15 protein-coding genes and 1 tRNA gene are annotated in these 18,669 nt (G+C 64.0%); 2 read left to right on the forward strand and 14 right to left on the reverse strand.

Annotation, left to right across the window (positions count from 1 at the left end; genetic code table 11):
* Positions 1 to 47: 47 nt before the first annotated feature.
* From EPO61_02765 to EPO61_02805, 9 genes are all read right to left on the reverse strand, one after another.
* Positions 48 to 2,660, reverse strand: a complete 2,613-nt coding sequence (locus EPO61_02765; GenBank protein ID TAJ10376.1) for a PAS domain S-box protein — start codon at positions 2,658 to 2,660, stop codon at positions 48 to 50.
* Positions 2,661 to 3,018: 358 nt separating this feature from the next.
* Positions 3,019 to 3,094, reverse strand: a tRNA-Ala gene (locus EPO61_02770).
* 60 nt (positions 3,095 to 3,154) lie between these two features.
* Positions 3,155 to 3,817, reverse strand: coding sequence for a phosphoribosylglycinamide formyltransferase (locus EPO61_02775; GenBank protein TAJ10377.1), 663 nt, complete (start codon positions 3,815 to 3,817; stop codon positions 3,155 to 3,157).
* Complete coding sequence (locus EPO61_02780; protein TAJ10378.1) at positions 3,810 to 4,844, reverse strand: phosphoribosylformylglycinamidine cyclo-ligase; 1,035 nt, start codon at positions 4,842 to 4,844, stop codon at positions 3,810 to 3,812. Before EPO61_02780 ends, EPO61_02775 begins: the two co-directional genes overlap by 8 nt.
* Before the next feature lie 192 nt (positions 4,845 to 5,036).
* A complete protein-coding gene (gene rlmD / locus EPO61_02785; protein ID TAJ10379.1) occupies positions 5,037 to 6,386 on the reverse strand; it encodes a 23S rRNA (uracil(1939)-C(5))-methyltransferase RlmD in 1,350 nt (449 codons plus the stop codon).
* Between the two features lie 109 nt (positions 6,387 to 6,495).
* Positions 6,496 to 7,881 carry a sigma-54-dependent Fis family transcriptional regulator gene (locus tag EPO61_02790; protein ID TAJ10380.1) on the reverse strand — a complete coding sequence of 462 codons (1,386 nt, stop codon included), beginning with the start codon at positions 7,879 to 7,881 and terminating at the stop codon, positions 6,496 to 6,498.
* A 100-nt stretch (positions 7,882 to 7,981) separates the two neighbouring features.
* Positions 7,982 to 10,255, reverse strand: a complete 2,274-nt coding sequence (locus EPO61_02795; protein ID TAJ10381.1) for a HAMP domain-containing protein — start codon at positions 10,253 to 10,255, stop codon at positions 7,982 to 7,984.
* On the reverse strand, positions 10,255 to 11,592 hold the full coding sequence (locus EPO61_02800; protein TAJ10382.1) for a hypothetical protein: 1,338 nt from the start codon (positions 11,590 to 11,592) through the stop codon (positions 10,255 to 10,257). Before EPO61_02800 ends, EPO61_02795 begins: the two co-directional genes overlap by 1 nt.
* 50 nt (positions 11,593 to 11,642) lie before the next feature.
* Entirely contained in the window at positions 11,643 to 12,068 is a 426-nt protein-coding gene (locus EPO61_02805; protein ID TAJ10383.1) for a DUF1844 domain-containing protein, read from the reverse strand.
* Between the two features lie 138 nt (positions 12,069 to 12,206).
* On the opposite strand from EPO61_02805, the gene EPO61_02810 reads away from it, so the two are divergent.
* Together EPO61_02810 and EPO61_02815 are read left to right on the forward strand one after the other, a co-directional pair.
* Positions 12,207 to 13,052, forward strand: a complete 846-nt coding sequence (locus tag EPO61_02810; protein ID TAJ10384.1) for a nucleoside triphosphate pyrophosphohydrolase — start codon at positions 12,207 to 12,209, stop codon at positions 13,050 to 13,052.
* Positions 13,053 to 13,079: 27 nt separating this feature from the next.
* Entirely contained in the window at positions 13,080 to 13,745 is a 666-nt protein-coding gene (locus EPO61_02815; GenBank protein TAJ10385.1) for a hypothetical protein, read from the forward strand.
* A gap of 278 nt (positions 13,746 to 14,023) precedes the next feature.
* Here the strand turns inward: EPO61_02815 and EPO61_02820 are convergent, their stop codons facing one another.
* The 5 genes from EPO61_02820 to hemE all read right to left on the reverse strand — a co-directional run bounded on the left by EPO61_02820 (position 14,024) and on the right by hemE (position 18,641).
* A complete protein-coding gene (locus EPO61_02820) occupies positions 14,024 to 14,431 on the reverse strand; it encodes a hypothetical protein (protein ID TAJ10386.1) in 408 nt (135 codons plus the stop codon).
* A 2-nt stretch (positions 14,432 to 14,433) separates the two neighbouring features.
* Positions 14,434 to 15,027, reverse strand: a complete 594-nt coding sequence (locus EPO61_02825) for a rhodanese-like domain-containing protein (GenBank protein TAJ10387.1) — start codon at positions 15,025 to 15,027, stop codon at positions 14,434 to 14,436.
* A gap of 92 nt (positions 15,028 to 15,119) precedes the next feature.
* Positions 15,120 to 16,616, reverse strand: coding sequence for a protoporphyrinogen oxidase (gene hemG, locus EPO61_02830; protein ID TAJ10388.1), 1,497 nt, complete (start codon positions 16,614 to 16,616; stop codon positions 15,120 to 15,122).
* Positions 16,588 to 17,538, reverse strand: coding sequence for a ferrochelatase (locus tag EPO61_02835; GenBank protein ID TAJ10389.1), 951 nt, complete (start codon positions 17,536 to 17,538; stop codon positions 16,588 to 16,590). The genes hemG and EPO61_02835 overlap by 29 nt, the downstream gene beginning before the upstream one ends.
* Before the next feature lie 77 nt (positions 17,539 to 17,615).
* Positions 17,616 to 18,641, reverse strand: coding sequence for a uroporphyrinogen decarboxylase (gene hemE, locus EPO61_02840; protein TAJ10390.1), 1,026 nt, complete (start codon positions 18,639 to 18,641; stop codon positions 17,616 to 17,618).
* Positions 18,642 to 18,669: the final 28 nt, after the last annotated feature.

Below are 18,669 nucleotides of genomic sequence, written 5' to 3' on the forward strand. Positions count from 1 at the left end.
CTATCAGACCGTTTCGATGAAAATTCGTGACAGAAAGTTCTCAGCCATCAGCTCTCCGATTCCTGTCGATCGCTCGGTCCTACCGGCAGCCGAATCATGAACGTGGCCCCCCGCCCCAGGTCGCTCTGGCAGGTGAGAGTCCCGCCGTGCTCCGTCACGATTCTGTGAGACATGGACAGTCCGAGCCCCGTCCCCTCTCCGACCGGCTTGGTCGTAAAGAACGGTTCAAAGACTCGGCTCAGATGCTCCGGGGCGATACCGAGGCCGTCGTCCTGGACGCGGATTTCGACCCAGGCTCTGCTTGAAGCCGGCGGGAGCACCGGGTGACGCGGCGACACGGCGAGAGACGTCGTCACCGACAAGGTGCCGCGCCCCTGGGCGGTCATCGCCTGGCGCGCATTCGTGAACAGATTGAGCAGCACCTGGAGCAGTTCCTGAGGGTCCACCTCAACAAGCGGAAGGTCGGAGGCCAGGTTTCGACTGATGCTGATTCCGTGGATCAGGCAGTCGTTGGCCACCAACTCCAACCCCTGTTCCACCACCACGTTGACCGCACAGGGCTCCCGATGCCTGCTCTGCGAGCGGGTCACGGCGAGGAACCGCCGCACCATCGCCGTGGCCCGCGCCACCGCCTCTCTCATGGCCGCAAAATCTTCTGCCAACCCTTCATACTCCTCGTCGCGGACCTTCTCGCTCGCCAAATCGAGATATCCGCTCAGCGCAAACAGCGGATTATTGATCTCATGCGAGACGCCGGCAATCAGCGTGCCTAGCGCCGCCATCTTCTCAGCCTGGCGGAGCTGTTGCTCCAATTTCTGCTCATGCCGTTGGCGCCGATAGCGATCACAGAGGAGGCGGGCTGCCTCGATAAGGGTGTCGACCTGTTCGCACTCAGCCCCCGTATAGCCCCCAGGCCGGTTGGCGAGTCCGATCAGGCCGATCACCTCGGCCTCTCGCAGGATCGGCACCCCCAGGAACTGTCGCAGCGGAGGATGCCCGGGCGGAAGCCCTCCGGCTCGCGGATCGGCGGCCGGCTCGTTCGAGAGCACCACCTGCTTCCCCGTGATCGCCCGGCCGAAGAGATTGTTGAAGTTCGTAAACTCCAGATAGCCTTTCTCCTGATAGGTCCGGATGGCCTGCTCGTAAAACTCGCGGTGCTCCACTTGATCCCAGGCGAACCCTGTATGCGCCAGGATGCGCAGGACCGGCCCTTCCACCACGACCCCGATGAATCCGTACTCGCTCTCAGTCTGTTGGAGTGTGACCCGCAGGAGCGATTCGCCGGCCTCCTTCCAATTTTCGAACTGCACGAGGCGCATGAGCGAGTCATTGATGGCACCCAACTGCTCCGTCCTCTGACGGAGGTCCTTCTCCATCCGCTTGCGCTCGGTGATGTCCTCCATGAAACAGTAATGTCCTGTAAATCTCCCCGTGTCGTCATACGCTTTGACCATCACCACACGCTTGTAGAAGACCGAGCCATCCTTCCGCATGGTCCGGGCTTCGACCTCCCCTCTACCCCTGTCAAGCATTTGTTGGTAGGCCGCTCTCACGACCGCATGATCGTCATGGTGGACGGTCTGCTGCCAGCCTCTCCCGATCAACTCCTCGGGCGGATACCCGAGCATGTTGGCATACATCGCATTGACTGCGAGATAACACCCCTGGGTGTCCAGGCGGGAGATGCCTTCCACCGCATGTTCCAGCGCAATGTTGGCACGGTGCAGATCCTCTTCTGCCCGCTTACGCCCCACAAACTGGCCGATCTGTCCGCCCAGCGCAGTGAGTATGTTCAGGAGGTCCTCACCCGGCTCACGAACCTGGGGGCTGAGGAAGACCATCACCCCCTCCACCTCGCTCCCAACCCGAAGCGCAAAGGCAAACACCCCACGCAGCCCGCTGCGGACCGCGAGCGGGGCCACCGGACAGTCTGAAGCCCGTCCGACATCGGCGACCCAGGCCGGTTGGCCCGTGGCCCAGACCTGTCCCGGCAAGCCGACGCCGGGCGCGAGCGTCAATGGCCGAAGCTCCACCGCAAACTCCGTGGCCAGGCCTGGATGCCGCTCCCACACGGCGGCGCAACGCAGTACCCCGGCCGGATGGTCCACGCTCCAGAGCACCCCCACTTCCCAGCCAGTATGCTCGCCGATAATCCGTAACAGCTCCCGTGTGGCCTGGACCAGCGTGGAACTCTCGGCCAGGATTCGTGTGACGGCATACTGGATCACCAGACCGGATTCTGTCTGCTTACGTTCGGTGATATCGGTGACGATGCCGCCGACGGCATACGGATGCCCGGCCTCATCGAACAGGGGAAACTTGCAGACCAAGTTGGTGTGTGGGCCGTCGTTGCATTGCATGACCTCTTCGAAGGTCATCGATGTCATGGCCTGAAGCACCTTGCGGTCATTGGCGAGGAAAGCGGCGGCCTGTTCGGGTGGGAAAATGTCCGCGTCCGTCCTGCCGAGAACCGAGCCCGAATCGGTGCGGAGGAACTTGTCAAATTGCCGGTTAACGAAGAGATAGCGCCCCCCCAGGTCTTTGACAAACATGATTGCCGAGCTGTGGTCTAGAAGAGACTGAAGCTGTGCCGCGCTCTCGCGCAACGCCTCCTCAGCCTGGCCTTCTTTGCCCACTTCGTCCGGCTGACTCCAGGACACGGGCCACCTCTCCGTGATAGAAGTCGGTGGAAAGCTGTCGCCTCTCGATTGCTACTGGCTTGCCGCTGGAAACCGCCAGAAGCTATTCCAAAACTCACGATCATGCGTCGACACAGTCGGCACGAACGGCCCACCGCCAATATGTTCAAGGGGCCTTCGTTCACCCTGAGCATGGCGAAGAGTGCCGACGGATGTTGAACCAACTGCTCGGCAATTCAGCGAGGGAGCCCATCAAAAGCAATTATCCGGCCCCATGTAATCGAAAGAGCCGGTGCATGCAAGCGAGGGACATATTGGAGACCCTAAAACCTCTCCGTCTGCATTTGATCGAAGAGGCCGGTTCAAGCGGAGCTTGGTATGGTGGAGGGCAGGGGATTTGAACCCCCGACCCCGACGTTGCGAACGTCGTGCTCTCCCAACTGAGCTAGCCCCCCACCCGATGATGGGCATTATACACGAGTAGATTTGATCCCTGCCAGCGGAAGTTGCGGCGACTAAGCAGGACTGACCAGCGCTGCCGTTCCCTGGGCTGAGGCCCCCGCGACCAGTACCCTCCGGCCGTCCACTTTCAGCTTCCCTTCCGCATAGAGTTGGATGGCCTTCGGATAGAGCTTATGCTCCTGCACCAGGATGCGAGCCGCCAGAGTCTCCGGCGTATCCCCATCGAGGATCGGCACGGCGGCCTGAATGATGATCGGGCCCTCGTCCACCCCCTCCGTAACGAAATGCACGGTGCAGCCGGCGATCTTCACCCCCCAGTCCAGCGCCTTCTTCTGCACTTCCAGACCTGGGAACGACGGGAGCAGCGACGGGTGGATGTTCATCATCCGGTTCGCGTAGGCGTTGATCAGAACCGACGTGACGATCTTCATGTAGCCGGCCAGGATGACCAGCTCGACCTTGTGTTTCCCCAGCACCTCCAGAATGGCCCGGTCATAGGCTTCGCGCGCGTCCGGACGGTCTTTGAACGGCTTCGGGTCCAGGAAATGGGTTTCAATCCGGTGCTTGCGGGCCCGTTCCAAGGCGACCGCATCCTGCTTGTTGGACAGGACGAGCGCGATCTCGGCCTGGAGTGTCCCGGCTTCGATCGCGTCGATGATGGCCTGGAGGTTGGAGCCCCGCCCGGACGCGAGGACGCCGAGCCGCAGTTTAGACATAGGCGACGCTCTTCTCCCCTGCCGGTCCCGCCACGATCTCGCCGATTCGGTAGCCCCGGTCTCCCAGCTCAATCGCCCGGCGGATCACGGCCTCAGCCTGGTCGGGCGACACGACCAGGACCAGCCCGATGCCCATGTTGAAGACCCGGTACATTTCTTCCTGCTCCACCTTGCCCATCGTGCCCAGCATGGCACACAAGGGCGGCACGGGCCAGGCGCCGCGTTTCAACTGCGCCACACAGCCATCGGGCAACACACGAGGGAGGTTTTCAGTGAGCCCTCCGCCGGTAATATGAGCGATGCCTTTGATGTGAAACTCGGCGGCCAGGGTCAGGATCTGCTTGGCATAGATCCTGGTCGGCGTCAGCAAGGCTTCTCCCAATGTCCGGTCCAAATCGGCCGGCTTGCTCGTGAGGGACAGCTTGCCTTCTTCCAGCAACACGCGCCGCGCCAGCGAATAGCCGTTGCTGTGCAAGCCGGTCGAGGCCAGCCCGATCACGGCATCGCCCGGTTTGATGGCACGCCCGTCGATGATCTTGGGCCGGTCCACCACGCCGACGGCAAAGCCGGCCAGGTCATACTCCCCTTCCGGATAGAAGGAGGGCATCTCGGCCGTCTCCCCGCCGATCAAGGCGCAGCCGGCCTGCCGGCACCCCTCGGCCACCCCCTTCACGACCGCTTCGGCCTTGGCGACGGCCAGTTTGCCCGTCGCAAAGTAATCCAGAAAGAAGAGGGGCTCGGCGCCGCTGACCGCCACGTCGTTCACACACATGGCGACCAGGTCGATCCCCACCGTGTCGTGCTTGTCCATGAGGAAGGCGATCTTGAGCTTGGTCCCGACCCCGTCCGTGCCGGACACCAGCACCGGTTCTTTGTATTTCTCGGCCTGGAAACGGAACAGGCCGCCGAACCCGCCCAGGTCCGTCATCACTTCCGGCCGGAACGTCGTACGGACCAGCGGTATGATCCGGCGGACGAGTTCGTCCCCGGCTTCGATATCCACGCCCGCCTGTCGATAGGTCGTCATTGGTTGCTGCTCGTAAGAGAAATGGAGTGCGGCATCTTACCGAAGCCCTGCTCAAAGATCAACGTACACAGGATGCTCAAAAAGGCCACCCAACGAGGCCGCAGGGAAGCTCGGCCCCCGAGGCGTACGCGGGGAGGGTACGTTGAGGGGGACGAGCGACTGAGAACAAAGTTGGGGGCCTTTTTCAGCATCCTAACGGAGCAGTTCGACGAGGGTTTCAATGTGGGCCGTCTGCGGAAACATATCGAAGGCCTGCAGCCGCGCCACCTTGTATCCGCCGCCGGCCAGGCGCCCCAGATCGCGCGCCAGCGTCGCCGGATCGCAGGACAGGTAGAGCAGCCGCCCCGTCCCGACTCGCAGCAACTCCTGGACACAGTCCGAACTCAAGCCGGTGCGGGGCGGGTCCATGAGGATGAGGTCATACTCGCCCGGTTGCACCTCCGTCAGCATCGCCTCGGCCGTAAGCGGCCGGAACCGGCAGCGGCCGATGTGGTTCACCTTCGCGGCGTGGCGGCAATCGGCCAGCGCGGCCTCGTTCGCCTCCACTTCGGTGACCAGCGCGCCGGCGCGGGCCAGGGGCAGCCCCAGCATACCAATACCGGCATACAATTCCAGCACCCGCACCCCCTCCAACGAGCCCACCCAGCTGGCTATCGTCTTGGACAACACCTCCGCTAGGCGCCAGTTGGTCTGCATGAACGACCGGTCACTGATTCTGAAGGTCACCTCGTCCAATCGGTCTTCGATCCAGTCCTGACCCTGCACCCAGCGTTTGCCGTTCTGGGCCACGAGCACCTGTCCCACGAGCTTCGGCAGGTCCTGAAACAGTTCGAAGACGGTCTGCGCTTCATCCGGTTTGGCCGGTCCCGTGTGATGGATCAACAGCAGCGACCCGGATGAGAGCGCGTAGCGGATCTCCACCGATTCCAGATGCAGCGACAGGCGCTTTCCCTTGGCCAGCCGATCTTCGACCAGGGCCGCGGCCTTGCGCATCGGTTCGGAGGCCAACAGACATCCGGCAGCGGGCACCGGCTCGTGCGATCCCTCCCGATGAAACCCCAACGCCAGGCGATTCCCTTGCCCCTGCTCTTTCTCTTGCCCTGGCCTCTTCTCCTGGGCCTTCTTCTGGTCCTTCACCGGGCGAAAGACCATGAACCGGACCGTGCTGCGATAGCCATAGGGGTCGGGAGAGGGAATCACCGGAGGCAGGCCGTCCACCATGACCTTGCCCACGCGGGCCAACGTCTCTTGCAGGATCGCCCGCTTCTGAACGAGTTGCGCCTCATAGCCAAGGTGCTGCAACTGGCAGCCCCCGCACTGCTCGTAGACAGGGCAAGGCGCCGCCACCCGATCCGGCGAGGCCACCAACACCTTTCCGACCGTCGCCTCCTGAACGCCCTTGTGCTTGGCCCCCTCCACCAGCGACACAGTCTCGCCCGGGATCGCCCCGCGCACGAGCACGACCTTCCCGTCCTGACGCACGAGACCACGCCCCCCCTGGACGAGCTTTTCAATGGTCACGGTCCGAATTGTCTCAGCCATGATGCATAATCCTTAAAAAAAACGGTTGTTCGTTGCATGATGCCGGAAATGACGAACACATCCGGCACCGGCAAGAGAAGAGGGGCAGAACCTCTTGCAGGCAATCAGCCTAGTGCTCGGGCCGCAGCTCGATGTTCAGCAGTTTGATCTTCCGATGCAGGTGGCTGCGTTCGATCTTGAGCTCGTCGGCCGTGCGGGAAACGTTCCAACTGTGCTCGCGGAGTTTGCGGGCGATATAGTCCCGCTCGAAGGCATTGCGGGCGTCCTTGAGCGAGTCGTAGGACTGGCCGGCCAACGCCACGGATCCGGCCGTCGCTCCGGCTGCCGCAGGCTTGGCTTGCAGAAACCCTTCGATGTCAGAGGCCTCGATCACCGGCCCCGGCACCATGATCAACAGCCGCTCGATCAGGTTGCGCAGCTCGCGGATGTTCCCCGGCCACTCATAGGCCTGCAGCACTCCCAGCGCCCCCGCCTCCACGTCCTTGAGCTTCAACCCCTGCTCCTCCGCCGCCATGTGCAGAAAATGTTGAACCAGCAGCGGAATGTCCTCCCGCCGCTCGCGCAGCGGGGGCACCTCGATCGGCAGCACGTTCAGCCGGTAGAACAAGTCTTCGCGAAAGTTGCCCTTCTCGATCTCCTTGGCCAGGTTCTTGTTCGACGCCGCAATCACCCGCACGTCCACCTTGATCAGCTTGTTGCCGCCGACGCGCGTGAACTGCTGCTCCTGCAGCACCCGCAGCACCTTGGCCTGGGTGCTCAGGCTCATGTCCCCGATCTCGTCCAGGAACAACGTGCCCCCGTCCGCCTGTTCGAACTGCCCCCGCTTCTGCGTCGTAGCCCCGGTGAACGAACCCCGCTCGTGCCCCAGCAACTCGCTTTCGATCAGGGTCTCCGGGATCGCCGCGCAGTTGACCGCCACGAAGGGCTTGTCCCGTCGCGGGCTGGCCATATGAATCGCCCGGGCCACCAGCTCCTTGCCGGTGCCGTTCTCCCCGGCGAGCAGGACCCGGCCGGTGGTGGGGCCGGCGGTCTCAATCAATTGCCGCAGCTTTTGCATGGCCGGAGACGTCCCCACCAATTCGAACCGCCGCGCGACCGTCGTCCGCAGCTTGAGATTTTCCTCTTCCAGGCGGTGCTGATCCAACGCGTGCCGGACCCGCAGCATGATGTTGTCCAGCGAGAGGGGCTTCTCGATGTAATCGTAGGCCCCCAGCTTGATGGCTTTCACCGCCGTCTCGATAGATCCGTGGCCCGACATCATCATGACCTGGAATTTCGGGGCCTGTTCCCGGATCTTTTTCAAGGTCTCCAGCCCGTCCATCTCGGGCATCCAAATGTCCAGCAACACAAGGTCGGGCGGCTCGCCGGCGATCATCTTGAGCGCCTCGGCGCCGCTCTTGGCGACCGACACTTGATAGCCTTCATCCTCGAGAATCCGGCTGACGCTGCTGAGGATGCCCGGCTCGTCGTCCACGATCAGAATCGATTCAGCCATGAACCCCTCGTGAAAAGTGAACTGTGAACTGTGAACGGTATAGGACTTCGTCTGTCCTTGTTCGACTTCTCACTTTTAACCTTTTACCTTTCACGCACTTTTACACCGGCAATTCGATCGTAAACACGGCGCCCTTCGGCTGGTTGTTGGCCACGCGGATCTGCCCATCGTGGTCCGTGATGATGCGGTGTACGATCGCCAATCCCAATCCGGTTCCCGTCCGCTTTCGGGAGAAGTACGGCACGAAGAGCTTCTCCTGATCCTCCGGGTTGATGCCCACCCCTTCGTCCGCCACGCTCACCACCGCCCGGTGCCGCTTGGCCTCGTAGCGGGTCGTAATCCACAGCCGCCCCTTGTGGTTCACCGCCTGCACGGCATTGTCCAGGAGATTCACGAACACCCGTTTCATCTGCTCCCGGTCCAGGTTCATCGGCGGCAGCGTGTCGTCCAGCTCCACCACCCACTCGATCTCCCGATGCGCGCCGCGGTAGAGGGCCACCACGTCCCGGATGATGTCGTGCAGCGACTCTTTGGCCATGCGGGGCGCCGGCATCCGCGCGAATTTCGAAAACTCGTCCACCATCTGCTTGAGGCTGTTCACCTCGTTCACGATCACTTCCGTGGACTCGTCGAAGATCGCCTCGAAGTCCGGCGACTTCTCGAAAAACTTCTTGCGCAACCGCTGGGCCGAGAGCTGAATGGGCGTCAGCGGGTTCTTGATCTCGTGCGCGATCCGCTGCGCCACCTCCTGCCAGGCGGCGGTCTTCTGCGCCTTGATGAGCTCGGTCAAATCTTCGAACACGAACACGAATCCCAGGTCTTTCCCCGCCTCGTCGCGCATCCGGGAGCAGTTCAGGCCGATGGTGAGGAACTTGCCTTGGACGTCCAGCGGCCCTTCCTGCGAGAGGCTGTCCCGGCGCTCCGCCAGCATGCGGTCGTAGGCGCTTTGAAACAGCTCCACGCCCAGCTCCTTGAACGCCTCGTTGACCGGCCGCCCGCGCATCTGGTTGCCCAACACGCCGAGGATCCGCTCCGCCGAGGGATTAAACGTCGTGATCGCGCCGTTCTTGTCGATGGACAGCACTCCGGATGCGATGGTGTCCACCACGGCCTGGGTATAGGCGCGCCGGCGGTCCACCTCGACATTGGACTGTCGCAGCGACACGTTCGCCTCCTCCAGTTTCGACTTACTCCCCTTCAGATCGGCCGTCATCCGGTTGAAGGACTCCACGAGCGTGCCGATCTCGTCGGTCGCCTTGACGTCCAGCCTGACATTGAGGTTGCCGTGAGCCACCGCCTCGGTGGCCTCGGCCAGCCGCTGGATCGGCACCGTGATGCCGCGCGCCACGTAGAAACCGAACCAGGTGGCGCCGAACAGGATCATGACCGTCACCACGGCCACGAACAGGTAGGCCCCGACTTTGATCGGGTTCCGCAGCGCCTTGATCTGCCGGTATTCCGTGTACTGGCGCGAGATGCCCTCCATTTTGGCCAGCAGGGACTCCGGCACGTAGGCGTCCACGACCACGACGCCGTCCACCTCGCCCTCGCGGGCATTGGAGGCGATCGGAACCGCCGCGCGGATCAGCCGGCCGGTTTGCGCCTCCTGCACCGACGTCAACTCCCCCTTCTCCTTCAATACCTGCAGCACCAGTTGCCCGATCGGCAGATCCAACACGGAGGCGGGCACAGCCCGATCCGTCGTCTTGGTCAGCGGCTCCATCTTCGCCGAATAGACCTCCACGCCGGCCAGATTGTGTTCGGCCCGCTTCCGATCCATCGTGGCGATCAACAATTCCCGCTGCTCGGGAATCAGCATGTCCTCGCGAAAAATTTCGCGGCTGATGGCGCGGGCGCTGTTCACCGCCAAAACCGTATGGCCCTCGTGATGCATCCGCGCCACGTCGTACGAGTCCGCCAGCACCTGTTCGATCTGCTCGTTGAACCACACATCCACCGCCTTGTTGACCAGCCCGCTGGCCACGACCGCGAGCAGCATCGTCGGGATCAAGGCGAACCCGATGAACGCCGCCACCAGCTTGGCCCGGAATCCGGACCCGACCAGGCGGTGCCGCCGCTCGAAATAAGCCTTGATCAGGTTCCGGGACAGGAGCAGCGTCAGGACGACCAGCCCGATCAGGTCCAGGTTGACCAGCAGAAGGACGAAGGCATAGCTCGGACCGGGCAGCAGCGAATCGGCATCGGAGGGCCCGGGCACCGCGTATTGGGAGACGTCCTGGGCGTAGTAGAAGGTCAGCGCCAAACAGGGCAGAAGGAGCAGCAGCACGATCCAGACCGGACGCGAGTAAAAGCGCCGGCGCTCGCCTTCTGCGGCCGTTTCTTCGACGGGCCCCGGCGTGATCGGATCGGCCATCACCCTGCGTTGCCTCCAGCCGCGCGACCGCCGGGACGGGACCCGGTGGAAACCGGGCCGCCGGTCACGCCGCGGAACGGCTCCCCCAACACGGATGCAAAGGCCTCGTCGAAACTCGGGGCCTCCGCCAAGGCGCGGAGGAGACGGCGGATTTTTTCCAGACCGTGCTTCTTGATCAACGCGCGCACCGTCTGCGCGCTCTCGGCATAGGCCTGGGCGGCGGCGCGCGGCGACTCGCCCTGGAAATGGCTCTGGGTTTGCTGCAACTCCGCCTCGTCCGCCAAGCGCGGCGGCAGCGGGGCGGAGCCGGACGGATCTTCACAGTAGAGCGCCAACCCCTCCTGCAACCAGCTCGGCGCCTGGCCCGCGCTGAGCCGATGCACGACCGCATGCGCATACTCGTGCGCGAGCAGCGTCTGCCAGGCCTGCGGCTGATCGACCAGGCTTTCGACGGGCAGGTGCAGGCGGCCGTCGAAGAAGCCGCCGGCCCAACGGGGGCTTCCGGTCACGGAACGGAACTGCTCGCGCGGATAGAGAATGACGACAAAGGAGTCCTGCGGCATATAGTCGAAGAGGCGCCCCACCTGCTCGGCCGTCCGGTCCAATTGCTGGGCCACCTGCAATGCAGTAGCCCGGTTCTGAATTCCCTGATAGGCCACGACGAAATGCTGGTTGAACAGACGGCTCAGGGTGCCTTCGAACTGGGCCGCGCGCCGCAACCCGGGAAGACGCGCCTTCACTTCGAGGTCGGCAGGGTCCTGCAACAGCGCGAATTCGAAATGCGTCAGCGCGCCCCGGACGTCCCCCTGCCGTTCCAAAATGTCGCCCAACAGCTTGTGAGCTTGCCCGACATGCGGATCGAGCACCAGGGCATGCTCAAGCGCCGGCAGGGCTTGGCCGTCCCGCCGCGCCCGATGCCAGCTGAGCCCCAGGCCGACCCAGTAGACGGCTTCATGGGGAACCAACTCCGCCGCCGCCGCAAAGGCCTGTTGCGCGCCCCGGGCATCGCCCCGGTCGAGCAATGTCCATCCACCGGCGGCCCAGACCTGGGCCGCCCATCGCGGGGCAGCCGCGCCCTCCCATAGAGCGGAGGTATTGGACATGCCGGCGACCGCCGGCTGATCCTGGGCCAGGGCGGAAACGTCGCGCCCATCCCCTTGCCCTTGCAGCCCCCCCCCCCACGCCACACCGCACCAGAGGCCCGCCAGCAGCGGGACCGCCGGCGAACGGAGCAGCGTCTGTAGATGGAGTGTCATCGCGGCTTGCTCGATCCAGCCTTGAGGAGACCCAGGCCAGGTCACGCCGGACTTGGCCAAGCTTGCAAACGCAACGGACACGGAGGCTGGACGAGGAGAGAAGGACAGCGACGGCTGGGCAACGCCCCCGATCAAGGCGACTTGGTGGCTGGTTTGCCCGACGCCAGGTCCACGTACTTTATGCGCAGGGCGTACAGCAGATCATCCAGCACCGCCTGCTCCTCCGTGGTCAGATTGCCTTTCGTCTTACTCTCCAGCACCGACAGGATATCGATGATTTCTTTGGCTTGCGCGAGGTTCACGGACACCTGGGGTTGCCGGGGGTCCAATCGTTCCCCCATCAGCATCAACGCCGAGGTGCCGAGCGAAAACACGAACGACGAAAACGTCACCGGCAGACCCGTCTCGTGAGCCGCAGCCTGGTCGCCCTCCGGAGATGCCGGTGCGTCCCGTTTCAACGGCTCGGCCTGCTCCGCTCCTGAAGAAGCGGAGCCCTGGTCATCCGAACGGCCGCGCCGATCGCGAACGACGAATCCTTCTGCTTCATCTGCGCCCATGTGCAGCTCCAAACCTCCACGTCTACGCGGGGTTACGGTACCATATTTTCAAGACCCCACGCAACCGACCGGGCTGCGGGAAGCTCGTTGAAGCCGGTCACAAAACAGGTATAATGCGGGCGGCTTGAGGAGAACGGCATGTCGGAGTCTTTCGATCGGCTGGTTCAGATCATGGCGAGGTTGCGCGCGCCGGACGGCTGTCCCTGGGACCGCAAACAAACGCACGAGTCGCTGAAGCCCTATCTGATCGAAGAAGCCTACGAAGTCCTCGAAACCATCGATCAGCAGGACCCCCGCAAGCTCCGTGAAGAACTGGGCGACCTGTTTCTTCAGGTCCTGTTTCATGCCCAGATCGGCGCGGAAGCGGGCACGTTCACGATCGCCGAGGTGCTGGAGCAGCTGGCCGACAAGCTGGTCCGCCGCCATCCCCACGTGTTCGCCAAACAGGAGTCGCCGGGCGACGCCCTCTCCCCCGAACAGGTCTATTCCAACTGGGAGCAGATCAAGCGGGACGAACGGGCGCGGGCCGGCCAGGCCGAGTCCGCTTTGCACGGCGTCCCCAAAACCCTGCCGGCGCTCCTGCGGGCCTTTCAGGTGCAGGCGCGCGCGTCGCGGGTGGGCTTCGATTGGCCCCATACCCGGGAGGGAACCGAGCGGGTGATGGAAAAAATCGAAGAAGAAGTCCGTGAATTGCGCGAAGCCGTGGCGGACGACGCCGGCGACAAGGCCGGCCGGACCGAGTCGGAGTTCGGGGACCTGTTCTTCGCGCTGGTCAACCTGGCGCGGTTCGTCAAGGTCAACCCAGAAGAGGCCCTGCGCGGTTCCACCAACCGGTTCGTGGCCCGCTTCCAGCTCATGGAGGCAGCCGCGGCACGGGCTGGCCGCTCCCTCGACAAAATGACGTTGGACGAACTGGACCTGTTATGGAGCGACGCCAAACGGGTTTTGGCTTCGTCCGCCCCAGACGCCGATGCGAGCCGGTAGCCCAAACTTGCGCGTACGAGCACGCTCATGAACCACGAACAAGACCGGACAGCCGGCCCCTCGAACCAGGAGTCGACGAGTCCTGAGCCTGGCCCCTACGAAGAAGGCAAGCGGGCCGGCGCCCATCCCCTCGCCGTCGTCATCGGGATCATCTTCGGCCTCTGGCTGCTCATGTGGCTCTACATTCCCAGCTCCAAGCAAAAACCAGCGGTCGCGCCCGAGCCGACTCCGGCGTCCGTCATGGAGGAACCGGACGCAGCGCCGGTCATGTTCACAGTCAAAACCTCCATCCCCGAGATCAACGCCGTGGGCATCGTCGTCCCGCCGCAAGCCACGGAGAGCCAGATCGTCGGCCTCTTGAAGCGGCTGCGCGACGCCCGGCTGGCCAACCAGTTGTCCGCCATGCTGCCCGCCACGTCACCGGGCCACAAGCTGGGCGACCATGCGATTGCGAACATTTATATTTTTTCCGACGCGCAATATGCCCGGCCCGCGGCAATCGGCGTGCTAGCGCGCGGCGCCCACGCGCCCGGCGAGCTCTACCCGCAAGCCGTCCCCTTTGAAACCGCGATGGAAGAAGTGCGCGGCCATTACCGCATCGATTTGAACGATACCGGCCACCCCGATCAGGCCTCGCTGGGCTTCGCCGACGAGTCCGGCGTCCACTCGAAAACCTTCCGCCAACTCTTCTAATAGGCCTCGCCGCAAGCCTGGCTTGTGCACAAGCTATGCTCAGGGCAAGACTTACCATTGGGATAAACTACGTGGCCTACAATATCTAGTGGGCCGCACCCCAACCACCACAATGCCTAAAAGTTGGGCACTCTGTTCCACCTGCGTCCAGACCGCCTATTCTTCCGGCCAGGGACTACTTGCCCCCAGCCTTATCCACAGATTCTGGGGACACAAAAAACGGTGGAAATTTGTGGACTTTTTAAAGAGTTCCGGAGGGGGGAGCTGGGACAGACCGGTCAGATGCCGACCGCCTGCTGGATTTCCTGTCGAAGGGCCGCCTTATTCTCCTGCATCCATGCCTCCAGCCGAGGAAACAGATGCGCGAAGGGCCCGGAGAACGGATCGACTTGCACGTCCAGCCGTTGCGAGAACAACCCTTCGTCGTTGGCGATCTGCAGCTTGCGGTCCGCGATGCGCTTCGTCAACAATTGATTCATCCGGAGCTGCTGGCCCGGGCTGCCGCCGGACAGGCCCAGCACGTTCGTCTTCAGGTAGTCGAGTTCGTCCGCGAGCGAGACCTTCACGCGGACGGCGTGGGCCGTCGGCCAGGTCGGCCGCTGGATGGCATAGTCGTACGAGAGAGCCGGCTCGTGCGGTTCTCGATACGGCCCCAACACGTTGAGGATCGAAAAAGGGTCGGCCATGTTCAGGACTTCCGTTCTATTTGGATCAGGGTCAACGCGCCTTCCCCTTCGGTCGGCCCGCTCCATCCCTGCAATCCATCCCGAATGTGATAGAGATTCGCATAGCCCTTCCGGCTGAGAAAGTCGCAGGCCAGGCGGCTCCGTTCGCCGGTCGCACAATAGATAAACACCTTCCCGGCGCTCTCGGGGATCTCCGTCTCATACCGCTGCTCCAACTCCTCGAGCGGCACCAGCGTCGCGCCGGCAATCCGTTTCACGGCATATTCGCGCGGGCTGCGCACATCCACCAGGACCGCCAGCTCCGGCGCTGCATCGCGGAGCCGCTGCGCTTCGAGCGCGGACAGCGTCGCATACAGCCGTCCGCTCAGCACCAATTCTCTCGGAACCGGCCGGCCACCAGCCACCGTCGCCAGGTGTACGCGCAGGGGCTCGACCGTACGCTTCAGGTCTTCGCCGAGCTGCTGCAGCTTGGCGCCGGCCTCGCGCTGCTCCCGCTTGAGCCGGTCGAGTTCCCGCGCCAGCCCGGCGGCCCGGAAAACCGCAACCATCGCCGCAACCAGGGCGACGCCCGCTACACCCCAGAACCATCCCTCCATCCGCACCTCCTCCGCAGGGGGCCGTTTGCCCCGTCGGCATGCACCGTACTATAAATTTGCCGCGGATGCTTGGCAAGACCCGACAATGCGGGCTAAGTGCGACGCTCTGTGAGATACCGAACGATGTGCACCGCCGTATCGGACCCATCCTTGATGCAATCGGGAATGCCGACGCCCCGGTAGGCCGCGCCGGTGAGATAGAGCCCCTTGTAGGGATTCAAGGCCACCTGCAGCGCTTCCAAGCGGCTCGGGTGGCCGATCGTGTACTGGGGCATCCCCCGATCCCAGCGGGACACCTCCGCATAGGCCGGCTCGGCGGTAATGCCCGCCAGCGCGCGCAACTCTTCCTTGACCCGGCGCAGGAGCGCCTCGTCGTCCAGCGCCAGGCTGTGCTCCCGGCCCACGCCGCCCAGATAGCAGCGGATCAGCGTCTGCGAAGGCGGCGCCCGGTGCGGCCATTTCAGAGAGGTCCAGGTGGCGGCGATCAGGTCCCGTTGTTCGGCGCGCGGCACGACGAACCCGAAGCCCCGCACCTGCGCCCCCAGATCTTTGGTGGCGTAGGCCAGGGACGCGGTGGCCGTCGTGGCATAGGGGATCGCCTCCAGTTTCTCCGCCGCAGGCCGGCTGTGCGGGCGGAGGAGCGGCGCCGCCACATAGGCCGGAACCGCCAGCACGACGACATCGGCGGTCACCACGCCTCCGTCCTCCAGCATCAGATCGTAGGTCCAGACTTTGGATCGAACGGAGGGAGCCCGCAACGCCGTAACGCGCCGCCCCAGCTGCAACCCGGCTCCGTCTTTCTCGACACGGGCCGCGAGGGTCTGGACCAATTCATCCATCCCGTTCCGCAACGTCACGAACATCGTCCGCTGAGGCCCGGCGGCGTGGGCTGACTGGCCGGAGAACGCCGCTTTCCGACGGCCCGCCAGCATGCCGCGGATCAGGCTGCCGTGCTTCCGCTCCAGTTCGATGAAACGCGGGAAGGTCGCGCGCAGGCTCATCTGCTCCGCGTCCCCCGCATAGATGCCGGCCATGAGCGGTTCGATCAGCCGTTCGAAGGCCTCCGCGCCGAACCGGCGGCGGAAAAACGCCGCCAACGACTCGTCGCCTTTCACGTGCTGCTTCGGCAGCACCAGGTCGGCGCCCATGCGCAGGATGCCGGGTAGCGACAGGAGCCCGCTGCGCAGGAACGGGCCCAGCTTGGAGGGCACGAAGAGGACCAGCCCTTCGGGCAACTCGCGCAGCTTCCCGCGCGAGTAGACGAACGCTCCCTTGCCCGAGGGGTTGGTGTTGACGATCCGGTCGGACAGGCCCAGCTTCGCGCAGAGTTCGAGGCCCGCCGGTTTCTGGGACAGGAAGGAATCGGGACCCCGCTCGATCACGAGCTCGCCGACCCGATGGGTGGCGATCTTGCCACCCCACGAGACGCCCGCTTCGATCACGGTCAGGGAGAGAGGAAACTCGGCCCGGGCCGCCTGTTCCTGCAAGGCGAAGGCGGTCGCCAGGCCGGCGATTCCGCCGCCGACGATGGCCACATGTCGAGGAGCGCCGCTCACTGCGTCACGATCGTCCGACGGGGGCGGCCAGATGCGCGTCCAAGATCGAGGCCAAGGTGTCGATCAACGGTTGGGTCGCATTCAGCATGGGGATCCGTTCGAGGCTCATGCCCTTGGACGCCGCCAGGCGCTTGAACTCGATGTCCACATCGTAGAGGACTTCGAGATGGTCCGACAGAAATCCGATCGGGGCGATGAGCACCTGTCGGTGCCCTTCCCGGTGCAGGTCCTCCAGCGTCGCCTCCACGGTCGGCCCCAGCCATTTTTCGCTGGACCGGCCCTGGCTCTGAAACGCGAACCGCGACGTGACCGGGCCCAACCGTTGACACACAGCCTCCACGGTGCCCCGGACTTCGTCAGGATAGGGATCGTTCATGGCGAGGATCCGTTCGGGCAGACTGTGGGCCGTAAAGAGAATGGGCACCCGTCCGCGGACCTCCGCCGGAAACTTCAGGAGTCCGGCCGACACGTTGTCGGCCAGGGCCTTGATCAGCCCCGGATGCCGATGCCAACTCTGCACGTAGGCGACGGAGAAATCGCCGCCCAGCTCGGCCCTGGCCTCCTCGACCTTTTTCACATAGGCGCCGACACTGAGCGAGGAATATTGCGGCGCCATGCAGAGGCAAATCAGCCGCTCCGGCCGGTCGTCCAACAGCTCCGCGTAGGTGTCCTTGATGTAGGGATGCCAATGGCGGAATCCGACATAACAGCGGACCCGTTCGCCGCCCGGCCCGTTGAGTTGCTGCTCCAGCTTGCGCGCCACCTCCCGCGTAATGCCGGGTGCGGGCGACTTCCCACCGGTGAGCCGGTACCGCTCGCGGATCTCTTCGACCAGTTCTCTCGGCGTCGGCCGCCCGCCCCGCACGTCCAGGAGATAGGGCTCGACGTCCTCCAGCTTGTCCGGCCCTCCCAGGGCCATCAACAGCACGGCGATCGGTTTTTGTAATCCCGGCATGGACGTGTCGTGAATGGTGAATCGTGAACGGTGAACGGGCTGCTAGCAATTACGATTCACAGTTTACTGTTTACCGCTTATCGTTGGCTGAGCTTGTGGACCATCTCGGCGGTGACCGCCACGCTGTCGATCGGCGTATTCGGCAGAATCCCGTGGCCCAGGTTGAAGATGTGCCCGGGCCGGCCGGCTGCGCGACGCAGGATGTCCTCCACGCGCCGCTCGATCTCGTGCACAGGCGCGAACAAGGCCACCGGGTCCAGATTCCCCTGCACGGCCACATCATGGCCCACGGTCTGCCACGCGTCGTCCAGGCGCACCCGCCAGTCCAGACCGATGACGTCGCCGCCGGCCTGGCGCATGAGCCGGAGCAACGAACCGGTGCCCGTGCCGAAGTGGATCAACGGCACCTGTTCGCGCTTGAGCCCGTCGAAAATCAGCTGCACGTGCGGCAGGACGTATTCGGCATAGTCCCCCGGCGACAGGCAGCCCACCCAACTGTCGAACAGTTGCACCGCCTCGGCGCCGGCGCGGATCTGGCGCCGCAGGTAGCCGGTCACGACCCGCGCCAACTTGTCCATCAATTTGTGCCAGACTTCGGGCTCCCGGTACATGAGCTGCTTCGTCAGAATATAGTTCCGCGACCCGCCGCCTTCGATCGCGTAACTGGCCAGGGTGAAGGGCGCGCCGGCGAACCCGATCAGCGGCACTTTGCCCGTGAGCGCGCGCCGCGCCTGCCGGATCGCCTCCTCGACGTAGGCCAACTCGTCGCCATCCACCGGGCGCAGTTGGTCCACCGAGGCCCGGTCCCGGACGGGATTATGGATGATCGGCCCCTCGCCCTCGGCAAACTCCAGCTGGAGCCCCATCGCCTCCAGCGGCAACAGGATGTCGGCAAAAATGATGGCGGCATCCAACGGGAACCGGTCGATCGGTTGGAGCGTCACCTGGGCGGCGAGTTCCGGCGTCTTGCAGACCTCCAGAATGGAGTGCTTGGCGCGGATCGCCTGGTATTCCTGCATGTAGCGTCCGGCCTGGCGCATGAACCAGACCGGCGTGCAATCCACCGGCTCCCGCCGGCAGGCTTTGAGAAATCGATCGTTCATCAGGCGCGCATTCTAGCGTGAATGGCCG

The sequence above is a fragment of the Nitrospirota bacterium genome, assembly GCA_004296885.1.
GTDB lineage: Bacteria > Nitrospirota > Nitrospiria > Nitrospirales > Nitrospiraceae > SYGV01.